The sequence below is a fragment of the Paenibacillus sp. FSL R5-0517 genome, from assembly GCF_037974355.1.
Lineage (GTDB): Bacteria > Bacillota > Bacilli > Paenibacillales > Paenibacillaceae > Paenibacillus.
This window is the reverse complement of sequence record NZ_CP150235.1, coordinates 4,000,815-4,015,939: the sequence shown is the minus strand read 5'-3', so window position 1 is coordinate 4,015,939 and position 15,125 is coordinate 4,000,815. Positions and strand designations below refer to the sequence as shown.

At 46.0% G+C, this 15,125-nt stretch carries 15 protein-coding genes; all 15 read left to right on the top strand.

From position 1 onward, the window contains the following. Positions 1–29 precede the first annotated feature (29 nt). Positions 30–968 (top strand): ribonuclease Z, encoded by a 939-nt coding sequence (gene rnz, locus MKX40_RS17655; RefSeq protein ID WP_339234523.1) that lies wholly within the window; start codon positions 30–32, stop codon positions 966–968. Between the two features lie 355 nt (positions 969–1,323). Further along, positions 1,324–2,133, top strand: coding sequence for a TIGR01457 family HAD-type hydrolase (locus MKX40_RS17650; protein WP_339234521.1), 810 nt, complete (start codon positions 1,324–1,326; stop codon positions 2,131–2,133). Between the two features lie 6 nt (positions 2,134–2,139). Further along, positions 2,140–2,961 (top strand): DNA-formamidopyrimidine glycosylase family protein, encoded by an 822-nt coding sequence (locus MKX40_RS17645; protein ID WP_339234519.1) that lies wholly within the window; start codon positions 2,140–2,142, stop codon positions 2,959–2,961. Next, entirely contained in the window at positions 2,951–3,799 is an 849-nt protein-coding gene (locus tag MKX40_RS17640) for a deoxyribonuclease IV (RefSeq protein ID WP_339243115.1), read from the top strand. Before MKX40_RS17645 ends, MKX40_RS17640 begins: the two co-directional genes overlap by 11 nt. 19 nt (positions 3,800–3,818) lie before the next feature. Further along, a complete protein-coding gene (locus MKX40_RS17635; protein WP_339234516.1) occupies positions 3,819–4,160 on the top strand; it encodes a cyclic-phosphate processing receiver domain-containing protein in 342 nt (113 codons plus the stop codon). Next, entirely contained in the window at positions 4,157–4,474 is a 318-nt protein-coding gene (locus MKX40_RS17630) for a thioredoxin family protein (RefSeq protein WP_062834898.1), read from the top strand. The genes MKX40_RS17635 and MKX40_RS17630 overlap by 4 nt, the downstream gene beginning before the upstream one ends. A gap of 2 nt (positions 4,475–4,476) precedes the next feature. Continuing rightward, entirely contained in the window at positions 4,477–5,250 is a 774-nt protein-coding gene (locus MKX40_RS17625) for an ATP-binding cassette domain-containing protein (RefSeq protein WP_338594986.1), read from the top strand. A 6-nt stretch (positions 5,251–5,256) separates the two neighbouring features. Then, the gene (locus MKX40_RS17620) at positions 5,257–6,306 is read left to right on the top strand and encodes an SAM-dependent methyltransferase (protein ID WP_339234513.1); all 1,050 of its coding nucleotides are present in this window, start codon (positions 5,257–5,259) and stop codon (positions 6,304–6,306) included. 226 nt (positions 6,307–6,532) lie between these two features. After that, positions 6,533–8,011, top strand: a complete 1,479-nt coding sequence (locus tag MKX40_RS17615; RefSeq protein WP_339234512.1) for a serine/threonine-protein kinase — start codon at positions 6,533–6,535, stop codon at positions 8,009–8,011. Positions 8,012–8,037: 26 nt separating this feature from the next. Beyond that, positions 8,038–9,057, top strand: a complete 1,020-nt coding sequence (locus MKX40_RS17610) for an SAF domain-containing protein (RefSeq protein ID WP_339234510.1) — start codon at positions 8,038–8,040, stop codon at positions 9,055–9,057. A gap of 84 nt (positions 9,058–9,141) precedes the next feature. Continuing rightward, on the top strand, positions 9,142–9,855 hold the full coding sequence (locus MKX40_RS17605; RefSeq protein ID WP_339234509.1) for a hypothetical protein: 714 nt from the start codon (positions 9,142–9,144) through the stop codon (positions 9,853–9,855). Further along, a complete protein-coding gene (locus MKX40_RS17600) occupies positions 9,852–10,682 on the top strand; it encodes a hypothetical protein (protein ID WP_339234506.1) in 831 nt (276 codons plus the stop codon). Before MKX40_RS17605 ends, MKX40_RS17600 begins: the two co-directional genes overlap by 4 nt. Before the next feature lie 7 nt (positions 10,683–10,689). Continuing rightward, positions 10,690–12,516 carry an ATPase, T2SS/T4P/T4SS family gene (locus MKX40_RS17595; protein WP_339234504.1) on the top strand — a complete coding sequence of 609 codons (1,827 nt, stop codon included), beginning with the start codon at positions 10,690–10,692 and terminating at the stop codon, positions 12,514–12,516. Then, complete coding sequence (locus tag MKX40_RS17590; RefSeq protein WP_339234502.1) at positions 12,506–14,572, top strand: hypothetical protein; 2,067 nt, start codon at positions 12,506–12,508, stop codon at positions 14,570–14,572. The genes MKX40_RS17595 and MKX40_RS17590 overlap by 11 nt, the downstream gene beginning before the upstream one ends. Before the next feature lie 62 nt (positions 14,573–14,634). After that, positions 14,635–15,120, top strand: coding sequence for a hypothetical protein (locus MKX40_RS17585; RefSeq protein WP_062834890.1), 486 nt, complete (start codon positions 14,635–14,637; stop codon positions 15,118–15,120). Positions 15,121–15,125 lie beyond the last annotated feature (5 nt).

Below are 15,125 nucleotides of genomic sequence, written 5' to 3'. Positions count from 1 at the left end.
GCTGGCAACAGAAAGAGGTGCGATCCAGAATGGAACTATATTTCCTGGGAACTAATGCTGGTGTACCTACGCTTCAACGGAATGTAACTTCCATTGGGCTACGCATGTTGGATGAGCGCAGAGCTTTGTGGTTGTTTGACTGCGGGGAAGGAACGCAGCATCAGATTTTAAGTTCTCCGCTTAAACTAAGCAAATTGGAGAAAATATTTATTACTCACCTGCATGGTGATCATGTATTTGGACTTCCAGGACTGCTTTCGAGCAGAGCCTATCAAGGTGGCACTACACCATTAACGGTATATGGTCCGCCAGGTACGGAACGAATGATCAGTACAACCATGGAGCTTAGCCAATCACGGGTCAACTACGATTTGAATATCGTGGAACATACGGGCGGCGTCCTGTTCGAGGATGACAGTTTTATCGTGGAAGCCGCTTTGCTTGAGCATCGGATTGATAGCTACGGATACCGAATTACGGAAAAAGATCGTCCAGGAAGCCTTGACCCGGCCAAACTGGCGGAATACGGTTTGAAACCAGGCCCATTGTTCGGCCGGCTGAAACGTGGAGAAACCATTACGCTGGATAACGGTGATTCGCTTCGTCCAGAAGATGTATTGGGCGCGCCAAAACGCGGCATGGTAATCACCATATTGGGTGATACACGTCCATGCGACAATGTACTGCCTCTATCCGTAAATGCAGATGTGCTTGTCCATGAAGCTACATTTATGCATGATCTGGCCGATACAGCGCATGAGTACTATCATAGTACTTCAAAACAAGCGGCGGAAGCGGCTAGAGCAGCCAATGTAAGCCAATTGATCATGACTCACTTTAGCTCACGTTATAAGGACGAGGATCAACTGCAGCCACTTTTGGAAGAAGCACAGTCCGTATTTCCGAATACGAGACTCGCAAACGAACACCAGCTTATTCCTGTCGTGCATCGCAAGCAAGAATCTTAACCATGATTGCGATCCATTGCACGGCTAAACACGTCATATAATGAACCGGGTAATTGCACGGGACTGAGGGAGAGGAACTCCCGCGGTCCCTTTTGCAATCTGGTCAGAAAGCGTGTAGGATGGGCAATATGAAGAGGGAAATGATTCAAATTATTTTCCGGGAAAGCGCAGGAAATGACAAGCTTGTACAGAAGACGCGCGAGTTAAACCGTCGGTGTTCGATTTGGTTCGACTTGTTGCGTGCACATGTCAGCAAGCCATTATTTTTGCCTGAATACATAGGTTCGCGGTCAAGTTCAAGGTAAATGATTAAGGACATGAAACGTTAATGGAATAAAGAAAGGAAGTGCTGTGTGTGATTAAGGCCTATCTGATTGACTTGGATGGTACGCTCTATCATGGCAGACATCGTATCGAAGGAGCCGATCAGCTTATTCGAACACTGCAAGAGCTAGGCAAGCCGTATTTATTCGTAACCAATAATTCTTCTCGTACACCACAAGGTGTGGCAGATCATCTGAACGGGATGGGCATACCTGCCGATGCGTCTCAAGTGTGTACTTCTGCTGTGGCTGCTGCTGAATATGTTGCCGAAGAGTCCCCGGGTGCAAAAGTGGCATGTATTGGTGAAGCAGGACTGCTGCAAGCCATAGAAGAAGCAGGACTACAGTTGACAGAAGATGCACCTGATTACGTGATACAGGGGATTGATCGTGAATTTTCCTATTCTAAACTGACCAAGGCGCTAAGGTGGATTAATGCGGGATCAAAGTTCATCATGACCAACCCGGATCTGCAGCTTCCTTCCGATGATGGACTGACGCCTGGTGCTGGAACGATTGGAGCAGCAATTGAAGCCGCAACCGGAGTTCGTCCTACAGTCATAGGCAAGCCATCCAGTGTTATAATGAAGTCAGCCATTAGCCGGCTGAACCTGGCATCTCATGAAGTGGCAGTGATCGGAGACAATATGCGAACCGATATCGCAGCTGGAGTCGCAGCAGGATGTGAGACGCTGCTGGTACTTACTGGTGTGACAACACGGGAAAATATGGATGGACACATTCAAGCAGCCAAGGCTCGACCTGATCATGTGTTTGAAGATTTGCATAAATTGATGGAGTGGCTGTCGCAAGAGACAGACCAAACTTCCAAAAAGGGGTAATGTACGATGCCGGAACTGCCGGAAATGGAAAATTACCGGACCTTGTTGTCCGAGAAAATACTTGATCTACCGATTACAGGTGTTGTAATTAACCGGGATAAAACGATAAATACGGAGCCTGATCTGTTCATCAATGAACTTACAGGCAATCGCATCATATTTGTTGAGCGCCGAGCGAAGCATTTGATTTTCCACCTGGCTAATGGCAAACGTCTGGTGCTGCACCTCATGTTGGGCGGTATGATTTTCTGGGGCACGGAAGAGGAACGCCCTGATCGTTCTACACAAGTGGAAATCCAGTTTGGAGATCACATTTTATTCTTTATTGGCCTGCGCTTGGGGTATTTACATCTACTTACTTCAAAAGAGACAGAAGCGGCAATGTCCGATCTTGGACCGGAACCTTTGGATCGACGGATGAACGTGGAACGTTTTGCTTCTCTGTTGAAAGGTCGTCGGGGGACACTCAAGACAACGTTGGTTAACCAGCATATCATTGCAGGGATTGGCAACTGTTATTCGGATGAAATTGCTTTCGCTGCAGGTCTGAGACCAAGCTCCAAAACGCAGAACATCGCAACTTCACCTGAACTGACGGAGCGTTTGTTCCATTCGATGCAGTCCGTGTTGCGCGAAGCAGCATCTGAAGGTGGATATATGGAAATGCCACTGATGCAAGGGGATACGAAGACAGGAAGCTTTGACGAGCAATGTCGGGTGTACGATCGGGAAGGCGAGACTTGTCCGCGCTGCGGGGGAACGATTGAACGAGTGGAAATTACGGGCAAGAAGGCATTCTTCTGTCCGAAATGCCAGCATGAAGCCTAACAACGGAATCGGGGCACATGTCAGCACGAGAGGTGGATTTCTACAGGCAGCCAAAAGAGCACATGCGATGGGAGCAACGGCGTTTCAGTATTTTCCGAAGAACCCGCGTAGTCTTGGTCTGAAAAGTCTGGATCTCAAGGATGCTGAGCAGTGCAGGGATTGGTGTGAACAGCATGGACTGGCTTCAATTGCCCATTCACCCTATCCTACGAATCCGGCGTTGGGTATAACCCGTGGAGAGGCGGGGTTTCATGCTACAATAGCTTCTATTCGCAATGATCTTGAAATTTCGAATGCTTGCGGTTCCGTTGGGACGGTGGTCCATTTTGGACATATCAAAACAAATGATCCGCTGGAGGGTTATCAGAATCTCATTCATTGTCTGGATACCGCCTTGGAGAATTGGAATGGTCATTCGAAGGTGCTGCTTGAGAATCAGGCAGGTGATCATGGCCCCATGGGCACGACAATGGAAGAAATGATACAGATTCGCAAATTGTCTCGATATCCAGAGCATATTGCATTTTGTTTTGACACATGTCATGCTTTTGCTTCTGGTATGTGGTCGTCAGGCAACGAATCAGAGATGCTTGATCAAGGCAGGGTGCTCGGATACTGGGATGATGTTGCTGCTGTACATTTTAATGATTCCAAATATGCGTCTGGTTCGTGTAAGGATAGACATGCGAGGATCGGACAGGGATATATCGGAAATGAATCACTGAAAACATTGATCAATGCGCCTGAGTTCCAAAAGGCGGTTGTTGTGCTCGAGACAGAAACGGGCGAAGATGGAACGCACCGTGATGATATAGCGCTCATGCGTTCCTGGTTATAATGGGGAGAGGAGCGATTGTATGCATGTTTTTTTGGACGACTATCGGGCATGTCCAAAAGGATTTGTTCTGGCAACGAATGCAGAAGAGTGCCTGATGCTGCTAAGAGAAGGTGACGTGGACATTTTGTCTCTGGATTATGAGCTTGGGCCGGATTCGCCGAATGGCGGTGAGGTTGCGGCATCCATTGTACGAGAAGGTTTATTTCCGCGTGAAATCTATTTGCATACGTCCAGTATGTTTGGGAAACGCCAGATGTACGAGATGTTATATAGCAATAAACCCGATACGGTTACCATTCATAATGGTCCTATGACGGGTGAGGTTATGCTGCGTGTTGCTGCGGGAGAAGAAAGTTCATGAAGCCAATTACATCCAAAATGTTAATGCGCGGCGTATGGGAAGGCATGCCACAGGCTGTGTTTATATACACCCCTTTATGTGGGACATGTGCGGCTGCACGGCGTATGTTAGAGGTTGTTGAGCACATGCTGCCAGAAGGTATTTTATCCGAAATGAACATCCATGACATTCCTGAACTTGTACAACAATTTCAAATTTCAAGCGTACCAGCCGTGATGCTGTTTGACGGCCAGCAAGATGTTCCAAAAATGGTTTATCGGATGAGCTCTGTGGAGCATTTACTCTCGGAGATCCGGAAGGCGGTGCTGAAATGAGTATAATCTCAATGGAACATGTCTCACTCAGACGAGAAGAGAATCAGATTCTGGATAACGTGCATCTGCGCATTGAACAAGGCGAGCATTGGGTTATTCTGGGTCGGAATGGTTCTGGTAAAACAACGTTACTGGAAATGATGAACGGATATATGTTTCCAAGTCAGGGACGCATTGAAGTACTCGGTAATCTGTATGGACAGTGTGACGTCAGGGAAGTACGTAAGGAAATTGGTTATATCAGCCAAACGTTGATTGAGAAACTCACACCGAGAGATCCGGTATGGGAGGTAGTCGCTACAGGAGCTTATGCTTTTTTGCGTTTTTATCAGACCATTCCTGATGAAGTAAAAGCAAAGGCAATGAGTTTACTAGATGACATGGGCTTTGCCAACCTCGCCAACAACCCGCTTGGAACGTTATCCCAAGGGGAGCGCAAAAAAGTCATGCTAGCTCGTTCATTAATGGCTGAGCCAAAACTGCTGATTATGGACGAGCCTTGTGCCGGGTTAGACTTATATGAACGTGAGAAAATGCTGGCTGAGATTGATCGTCTGCGCCAGCGTAACATTACAGTGGTGTATGTAACGCATCATGTTGAAGAGATCGTACCATTATTTACGCATGTGGCTTTGATCCGCGATGGACGTATTGCGGCGGCTGGCCCCAAGCATGAAGTTTTGACACAAGATACAATTAAGCATACGTACGATGTTCCGGTCGATATCCAGTGGGATGACGGTCGTCCGTGGATACGCGTACGTTCTGGAGGGTAACACAATTTGAGTACACAATCGTCTTGGGAAGAAGGCAACTTCTCCCGTTTTATCTGCACAGCCAATCATGGCTTTGCCCCTTATGCACAGGAAGAATTACGCCGTACGTTTGGTGCGGTGAAGAGCACAGTACTCGTACCGGGAGAAATTTTGCTTGCGGGGCTGCCTGTAGCGGAGGAAGAAGTTGCAGGTAAACTGCTGGAAGATTATCCAACGTTTTTACGTCATATCCAGCCTGTTCAGTTTCAGGAGAATACAGAAGATTCGGAGCAGTCTATTGAGAAATTGATTGCATTTGTAATGAATCATAAGGAACTGACGGGTACCCCTGTCGTACTACAGGTACGGAAGACAGACGGGGCCTTTTGGCAAGAAAATGCAGCTTCATTGAAACAATTGCTAACAGAAAAACTGGATGAGCTAGGCTGTGAATGGGTTGTACGTGATGCTGAATATGTCATTTCCGTTTTTGCTGCGAATGACATGTTGTATGCAGGCGTATCCAGACCTGAACAGAACCTGTCAGACTGGAACGGGGGCGCCGTACGTTTTCAAAAAGAAGATGGACAGATCTCGCGTGCCAAGTTCAAATTGCTTGAAGCCGAGCAAACGTTTGGCATTGACTTTACTTCATTTCGTAAAGCACTTGATATCGGTGCAGCGCCAGGTGGATGGACCTCGTTCCTGCTTGAACGCGGGCTTGAAGTTACTGCGGTAGATCCCGCGAAGATGGATGCGACGCTGTTGGCATCACCAAAACTGACTTTCTTAAAGAAAAATGCAGGCGATGTACGCTTTCGCGAAGGAGAATTTGATCTGCTCGTATGTGATATGAGTTGGAGTCCCAAGCTGATGAGCCGACTTGTATCAGACCTTCTATATAGTCTTCAACCTGGGGGAACAGCGATTGTTACCGTGAAGTTATTGCATAAAAAACCGCTCGCACTCATTAAGGATGTTATCGATACGTTTGAGCGTTCGCGAATGCAGATTCAACGTTCCAAGCAGTTGTTCCATAACCGGGAAGAGATTACACTCTATATGGTCAAATATTAAGAGATCTAGCCTTGATTAAAGCAGCTAAATGTATTATGAAATTGATTCGATTAAGCACATTAAATTTTGTGCTTTACAATCTATTCCGGCCTGTACTATAATGATACCAATATTAACCATAACAAACCTAAGGGAAAGCATCCCGAAGCGAACGAAACCGGATATCCGGTCTGTTCTTCTTCGGTGAAGTTTTCCCTTTTTGTTGTGTATTGAAGGAGGAATTGGTATGAGACATCCGGCCAGGCTGGAACGCGGAAGCCTGCTGGGAGGTAGATATCGTATCGTATCCATTCTGGGAACAGGCGGAATGAGCCATGTATACGAGGCGGAGGATCTGAAGCTGCCGGGCAAGATATGGGCAATTAAAGAAAGCGTAACGGCTATGCCGTATGAAGGCAGCATGGAGACAGAGGCCGCTCTCCTGACATCACTCCGCCATCCAAGATTACCGCAAATTGTTGATTTTTTTGTCCCGGATGAAGATGGGTACACGTACTTGGTGATGGAATACATCGAAGGGTTAACGCTCAGTGAGTATTTCAAGCAGTGCCGCGGGAAAATTCCGATGGAGCAGTTAACGGAGCTGGTGCTTCAATTGCTGGATGTGTTGAGTTATCTGCATAGTCTGAATCCACCTGTCATCTATAGGGATCTGAAACCATCCAATATCATGATCACCCCGGAACATGAAGTAAGATTAATCGATTTTGGCATCGCCAGAAGTTACAAGCCGCAAAGTGCAGAAGATACCGTCAAGTTGGGAACAGCTGGTTTCGCCGCTCCAGAACAATATGGCTCGGGTCAGACCGATGCCCGTTCGGATCTATATGGACTCGGAGCATTGCTGCTATATCTTATGACTGGTGGGGCGTATACGGAATGGATTCAAGGTGTAGAAAGCTCTATTCGGAGTGATGTTCCACGGACGTACATCCCTGTGGCGAGAAGACTGTTAAGGTATAATGCCGAGGAGCGATTCCAATCTGCGGATGAGGTGAGGAAGGAACTGCTCCGCATACCTGGTGGAATAACGCCTGGTGGAGATGCGACCATGACTCTGAATGGCGGAACAAGAGTTATTGCCATAACTGGTGCTTCATCTGGTGTAGGGGTTACCCACACCGCTATAGCTATCAGTCATTATCTCGAAAGGCAAAACTTTAAAGTGGCAGTTATTGAAATGTCACCTCGCTCTCAATCCTTTGCAAGAATCCAACAAATCGCTCAAGCCGGTAAACTCGTGCCGGCAGGCAGACAATTTGCAGTGGATGGTGTGCATTATTGGAAACAATCCGGGCGAGCAGATATTTTGTCTTTGCTTGGGGGGAGCTATCAGTTCATCGTGATGGACCTCGGTAGTGGTCAGGACCAGAACCGGCTGGAGGAATTTCTGCGTGCAGATCTGCCGATTGTTATTGGCTCAGGTGCCGAATGGAGACAGGCGGAAATTGGCGCCTTTGTTCGATCACATCATCGGTATCCACGAGAGAAATGGATATATTGTCTGCCCCTCGCAGCAACTGAAGCTGTTCAGCGCATTCGTAAAACGCTGGATACATCGAGTGTATATGGTCTGCCGTTACATATTGACCCTTTTGACAAGGACGCACAGATGGATAAAGTGTTTTCTCATATTTTAACGCATATGATGGGACAGCAACCCAAGAAACGTTCGTTCTTTTCAAGAAGGAAAGTTCATGATTAGACGAGATTACGAAAGGAGAGCCTCTTTTGTCTAAATTAAGAAAACAAAGCCGTAAACTGATCTATTCCGGGCTTATCGGAGCAGGCGCTGTAGGGTTGGTGTTCGGAGGATATGTTATTTATAATGTCAAAACGATGGGTGATGTCAGGTCAGCTGTAGAAGCCCGTTATTTATCGGCATATGAGGAAAAGGAAGCTGAATTAAAGCAACAATGGGATTCGGGAGCACAAGGATGGGTCACGGTTCGGGATATTGAAGCAGGTGAACCGATATTAGCGGAGGATCTGAAGCTCATTGCTGTTCCAGATGCACAAGCACCACGAAATCTCTGGTCCAGTACCAAGCAAATGGAAGGTCAAGTGGCCAAAATAGAGTTGAAAAAAGGAACAGCCATTACTACCGAGATGGTGTATGAGGATACACCGGCTCCGCCTGATTTAAGAAATCGAGAGCTGCAAGTTGTATTATTGCCATCCTCACTCGTTAAGGGAGATATTATTGATGTTCGTATTCAGTTCCCAACAGGGCAGGATTATGTTCTCTTATCGAAGAAAAAAGTGGAACGACTCAATTCAGCTACCTTATGGATTACGATGACGGAGGAAGAGATTCTGTCACTCTCCAGTGCAATTGTAGATGCCTATTTACATAAAGCTTCAATCTATGCCTTAACCTATGTAGAACCACAGTTTCAGACACCTGCAATCGCGACGTATCCTGCCAATTCAGAAGTATTAAAACTGCTGGAGAGTGATCCGAATATTGTTCGACGAGCGGAACAGGAGTTATCCAGACAGGTGCGAAGTTCGCTTGAAAGTTCACTGGCTGCCTCCGTGACAGCACCGTCAAAAGGCGTTGAACAGGATGTGGCACAATCCTCAGTTACCTATAACAGTCGTCCATCAGCGAATAATTCGGCAACATCGGATGCAGTGATGTGGAATGATGGTTCAGGTAACGGAGCAGAAACTAATACTGGAAGTGTAAATGATCCCGTTGAAGTTTTACAGACAGAACAGCAGAGTTTGTTAACAGGCGGAGAGTAGAGACCGATAGCAATGTTCACGTGTTCAGTTGAATAAAATTCAGATAACAAGGTTTTTGAGAAATGGAAGGGAGTGATAACATCTATGCGATCATGGATCTTTGCAGGTTTGTGTGAGAAGAATGATCTGATGTTATATCTTTGCAAGATATTGGCTTCGACAGGTAACAAGGTCTTACTCGTAGATGGAACCTTACTACAAAAGTATGGGTACGGTGTAGGTGACAGTCAGCAGTCTTTGCGAATTACGGAATTTGAAGGATTTGATATCGCTTGTCATTTTGTCACATCAGCAGCTGTAGAGAATCATCTAGAAGTAAACGGAGAACGATTGGACAGTTATGACTATGTGTTATATGACATGGAGACCTCACATTTTGCTTCACGTAATCTCTGGCTAAGCGCTGATGTAAGAGTCTGGGTGAGTGATTATGAGCGTTATAATCTGGAACGTGGCAAGGGTTGGTTGAAGCGGTTGCTTGAAGAACAGTCATTGCCTGGTGAGCTGTCATTTCAGCGGCTCTTAATTAACGGGGTTGATTGCAAACTTGAAGCTCGTTATCTGTGGGCATATCTGGAGGGCAGTCCATTTGTGTGGACAGGAGAATCCTTAGTGCTTCCGTGGGATGAGTTAACAGCGGCGGTTAAGCTTGAGAATGAGCATCATCGCCGAGTTCATCTTGGACCTTTATCACGAAATTACAAAAAATCGTTGTGCCGCGTGGTCGAGCAGCTAACAGGTTGGGAAAGTGTTCGTAGTCGCCGTGCGATGAAAGAAGCAGAGAGGATGAGAGCATGAGCACGATTACCTTTTGGAGCCCTTTTGCAGGAACAGGCTGCACTTCAAGCACATTAATTAGTGCCTATGCGATGGCACTTCACTACAGGACAAGAGTGTTACTTGTTAACGCAGGCCTTGCTGGAACTGGCACAGAAGCTGCTCTACCATCCAAAGATTCGGATTCAGCGGATTTTATGTTCTCCTTCGAAGAGGGGGGCTGGGATGCGATTGAACGGCTGCATTCGAGCGGAAGTCTGAATAAGCACAATCTCAGGGATTATACTAAGCCACTTTTGAAAGAAAGACTTGATTTCCTGACCGGGAGAATTGATGAGATGGAACGTTCCCCGCAGGAACATGGTGAGACTGTGAAAAAGCTGCTGAAAGTAGCTAACGAGTATTATGATCTAGTCCTTCTGGATGCGGATCATGCTGGTGTCGATTTGCAGCTCAAGCTGCAACAAGCGGACTATGTTGTCATTAATCTCGATCAAAATATGCGAAATCTGGAGTTGTTCTTTGAAGAGATTCTGCCAACACGAATGAACAATAAGAATATGCATGTTGTCATTAACAAATACGATTCTCACTCCCGTGCAACGCTTTCCAATATTCGGCGCCAGTTTAGATACAAAGGTACGATATCTGCGATACCGTACACAACTGGTTACCTGGATGCAATGAATCGGCGAGATGTCGCCAGGTACTTGCAGTTGGAAAGTTTGTCTGAGGATAAGGATATTCGTAAAGGGAGCTTTGCTGCAAGCATGAGCGAACTCGCTCGCCTGATTATGGACGGTGCAGGTATGCGCACAGTTCTGAAGAGGCTGGAAAGGGGAGCCTGAACCTCCAATGCTCTGGAATACCATATGGATAAGTTTAATTTTGATTCTGTGTCTGACTTATGTCTGGTTCAAGTATAGTGCGTTTCTTCGTGAAAAGAATGCTCGTGTTCCTGAACAGCAATCCTTCACGATTGACATGTTGATTGAGAAGGTGAAGAACTCACTTCATGAGCTTAGTCATAGTCAGCTCGCGGATGCAGGTCTGCATGAAGAAGAATATCGTCGAAGAATCAATCAACGTGCAGAGATGAGAAAAGCGCTGAAGGGCTGTGTCTCAGGCAGTATCAGTGACAAAACGTATGTCAAAAATCTGATAGGGGATCTTCTGATCCGAAGCATAGGACTGAACAAATCAAATGTAGATGAAGTCATTTTGTTTGCAGAACCGGATTTATTGACGATCCAGGACCGATTCGAAATTGTGTTTTATCTGTACCGACAGCAATTCGGTGTGGATGCACTCTCCCGAATGATTGATACCTACGATCTGGGAAGGCTGAGAATGGAGGAAGGAACGGAGGACGGAGGGAGTTATTATATTTCCGAGGAAGACATTCACTATGTTTTTGAGTGCGAATATCGAGAGCTTGGGTTCAGAGAAAAGACAGATATCATCGTGCAGCGTATCTATCAGCATTACAAAGGATTTTCGGTTGTTGATGAGATAAGGGACCAACGTATTGACGGCGTTAGTGGTGGTGTCAGCGGTATGTTGGATACTGCTCATAATATTGGATTTCAGAGACCGGCATCATGGAATGATCTGTTGGAGCAAGGACTGGAGGATGATACTCATGAAGAACCGCTTAGCGGCATGGAGAGTGTCTGGATTTTCTATAAAGGGAAATCCATTCATCTACCTTTTCTGTCCTTCGGCAGCATCCGTGAACTGAAAAGGGTATGCCAGAATATATACAAATACAATTATCCGGGACAGTTGTCAGAAGCAAGTGGATACAAAGTGAACGAGATGAAAGACGGTTCCCGTGTGGTTGTTGTCAGACCTCCTTTTGCAGAATCGTGGGCGTTCTTCGTCCGGAAGTTCGACATTCCGAATGCTTCACTTGAGCAATTAATTACGGGTAACAACGCAGATCTACCAATTACATTGCTTCAATATTTGATGAAAGGAAGCCGGATCACAGCGGTAACCGGAGCACAGGGTTCTGGTAAAACGACATTACTTATGGCTATGGTCAAACACATCTATGCATCGTACACCCTTCGGGTGCAGGAGATGGCGTTCGAACTTCAATTAAGACGGATCTATAGCCGACGTAATATTTTGAGTTTCCGAGAAACTGAGCACATTTCAGGTCAACAAGGGCTAGATTTACAGAAAAAAACGGATGGTACCGTCAATATTCTTGGTGAGGTTGCGAGTGATGAAGTGGCCGCATGGATGATTCAAATGTCTCAGGTTGCCAGTCTGTTCACCCTGTTTACCCACCATGCCAAAACGTTTCGTGATCTGGTCTTCTCTCTTCGTAATTCCTTACTCAAGACTGGCATGTTTCAACATGAGCATATTGCTGAGGAGCAGGTTGTGAGTGTCATCAATTTCGATGTTCATATGAAGAAAGATGCTGAGGGACGAAGATATATCGAACGTATTACGGAATGTCTTCCTCGCGCGAATCAAGGTGACAGCGTGAAAGAGAGGGCAGGTTTTACATTTCGTAATGTAGTGGAGTACAGAGATGGAGAGTATGTAGCAACAGCTCCAATCTCCTCGGAATGCATGTTGGATATGCGAGAACAGATGACATTGCAGGATGCCGAGAAATTTGGACATTTTATGAAGCAACACTGGGGTGATCCGCATGACAATTAAATGGATTCTGCTCCTCGTATTAGGTATTTGTGCGGGCGGGTTGCTGATCACACTTCTGGTTTTAAATGTATTACGTCGCAGAGGAGGTGGTCCAACAAGTCCATCCGGGGTTATTCTAACTCCCGGAACGAAGGGTTTCAAGGGACTGGGGTCACTCTTGTTGCAGTTCTACCGCCTGGGAATGAAAGTCCCACTGTTATCCGCCTATATTCTACAAGTGCAGAAGCGTATTTCATTTCGGCATGTGGGAGATGAGCCTTCACTTCGGAGACTGACAATGACAGTGGTTCTCATTATTTTCGGAGGTTATGGCTGCATAAGTGTCATTCTGTTCCTTCTGCAGCCGGGTATCGCTTTTGTTATATTGTCCGTGCTCTGTGCTGTGGTGCTAAACAGCTTGGTGCTGGATATGTGCCTCAGTCGTATGGAGAAACGGTTGCTGGTTCAGATGCTGGATCTCTTTGCAGATGTAAGACATCGGTATCACCAGCATGGCATGGTTGAGGAAGCACTTTATGAAGCGGCTGAAGCCGGTACAGGAGAAGCAGCAGAACAGGTAAGACTGATCTATGAAGCTCTAACTTCTCCAGATCCGAATGAAGCACTTGAGCGTTACTATGAAGTGGCACCCAACCGTTTTCTCAAAGGCTTCGCTGGCGTTTCCTATATGGTCATGGAGTTCGGGGATAAGGACCGAGAACAAGGGTCTATCTATCTTAAGGGACTGGGGAACCTGACACAGGAGATTCATCTGGAGATTTTGCGGCGTGACAAATTGGATTACCTGCTTAAAGGACTTAATATCATCGCGCTTGCCCCGGTATTATTCACCGCTCCAATTGAACGCTGGGCCAGAGTCAGTTTTCCAACGATGGATGAATTTTATCGCAGCAAGATTGGTTTTGTTACCAAAATATCAATTTATGTCATCATCATTCTTGCTTATTTGCTTCTGCAGAGGCTCCAGCAATACGATGAAACTCGTTACCGCTCAGGACATAAGCATTCATGGTTGGATCAGTTTCTATACAGGCAGACCTTCATCCGGAAATTGGCGATGTTGTTTGCGGCGAAACCTGGCAGTGTACAGTACAGCCAAACGATACGGCTTATGAGGGAGAGTAGCTCGGAGTTGAAATACGAATGGCTCGCCATTCGCCGAGTGATGTTATTCGCAGGTTGTTTGGTCCTTACACTGGGTTGCATCTTGCTGTTGCACCAGGTTGAACGTAACCACATCTTGCATGATCCAATCCGGGATGATCGAATGTTTGGTGCAATGGCTGAAGCGGATCTCAGGAAAGCCGAGGAAAAAACAGCATTGGATCAATCCGTGCTGGAAAGTGTAGAGATGAACCGAGGAGCTACATACGAAGAAGTCTCCAACGCGTTACAGCAGTTATCTCCCGTTCAGTTGGACCATGATACCCAGAGTGAGACCATCATGCGCATCATGCAGAAACTTGAGGTGTATAACAAGCAATATGTACGCTGGTGGGAAATGATTATAGCAATTCTCATCGGTGTAGCAGGGTATTACATGCCCATATGGCTCATGTTATTTCAGCGGAAAATGCGAAAGTTGGATATGCGGCATGAAATCTATCAATTTCAGACAGTGATATCCATTCTGCGTGAGATGGATCGGATGTCAGTCGAGGAGATATTGGAATGGCTTAATCGATTTGCCGTCATTTTCAAGCGTCCGCTGCAAAAGTGTTTGTTGCATTTTGAACATGGGCCAGAGCTTGCACTTGATCAATTAAAGGAAGAGGCGGGCTTGCCCGAATTCCAGCGACTGATTGATAAATTGCAGCTTGCCCTTGGCAAAATCTCAATACGTGAAGCTTTTGATGATCTTGAGAGCATGATGGCATTCTATTTTGAACAACGCAAGCAGGAGTACAGCAAAATGATTGATGTTAAAGCATCCTGGGGGAGAACCATCGGATTTGCTCCCATGTATGCCCTAATCTTTTTGTACCTGGTCATACCATTGGTCGGTATGAGCTTCCTGCAGATGAACATCTATTATGAACAAATTCAGAAACTGTAGCACAATTCTTCTGTGTGACAGTCTGAAATATATTAATAATTTATAACTTGGGAGGATTTATCATGAACAATGCATCAAGCGCTTTAAAGGTAGCAGCAGGGATATTTTTGACAATCGCTCTGATCACAATTGTAGTTCTGTTATTTATTTCGGCTCAGGAAGCAACCAAGACAGCGCAGAACAATTTTGCTGATATTCAAACCGAGCTGTCTCAGGCTGCATTCACGGTGTATGACGGAACAACGATCAGTGGCTCACAGGTAACTAATGCGCTGCGTAAATACGCGGACAAGGATCAGTTCGGTATTCAAGTCATTACAGGTAAAAATAAAGCGGGTCAATGGTATGGCAACCAATTGAACATTTCACAGGATCTCAATAACGCGGACTACGGCTCGGTTATTGCTCCTGACGATAAAGTAGGGATTATTAACCAGACTATGAGTGAAAAGGACAATCAATATGTCAATCCAAGTGGTAAATTCAAAGCCATTATTGTAAAAGACCGCTCCAACGTGGTAAGAGGGCTAATCTTCCAGCAATCCTGACAGGA

Coding starts and splice junctions, on each gene's coding strand:
- MKX40_RS17605 (WP_339234509.1), top strand. CDS start 9,142: ATGCGATCATGGATCTTTGCAGGTTTGTGTGAGAAGAATGATCTGATG.
- MKX40_RS17635 (WP_339234516.1), top strand. CDS start 3,819: ATGCATGTTTTTTTGGACGACTATCGGGCATGTCCAAAAGGATTTGTT.
- MKX40_RS17640 (WP_339243115.1), top strand. CDS start 2,951: ATGAAGCCTAACAACGGAATCGGGGCACATGTCAGCACGAGAGGTGGA.
- MKX40_RS17590 (WP_339234502.1), top strand. CDS start 12,506: ATGACAATTAAATGGATTCTGCTCCTCGTATTAGGTATTTGTGCGGGC.
- MKX40_RS17595 (WP_339234504.1), top strand. CDS start 10,690: ATGCTCTGGAATACCATATGGATAAGTTTAATTTTGATTCTGTGTCTG.
- MKX40_RS17645 (WP_339234519.1), top strand. CDS start 2,140: ATGCCGGAACTGCCGGAAATGGAAAATTACCGGACCTTGTTGTCCGAG.
- MKX40_RS17600 (WP_339234506.1), top strand. CDS start 9,852: ATGAGCACGATTACCTTTTGGAGCCCTTTTGCAGGAACAGGCTGCACT.
- MKX40_RS17585 (WP_062834890.1), top strand. CDS start 14,635: ATGAACAATGCATCAAGCGCTTTAAAGGTAGCAGCAGGGATATTTTTG.
- rnz (WP_339234523.1), top strand. CDS start 30: ATGGAACTATATTTCCTGGGAACTAATGCTGGTGTACCTACGCTTCAA.
- MKX40_RS17615 (WP_339234512.1), top strand. CDS start 6,533: ATGAGACATCCGGCCAGGCTGGAACGCGGAAGCCTGCTGGGAGGTAGA.
- MKX40_RS17630 (WP_062834898.1), top strand. CDS start 4,157: ATGAAGCCAATTACATCCAAAATGTTAATGCGCGGCGTATGGGAAGGC.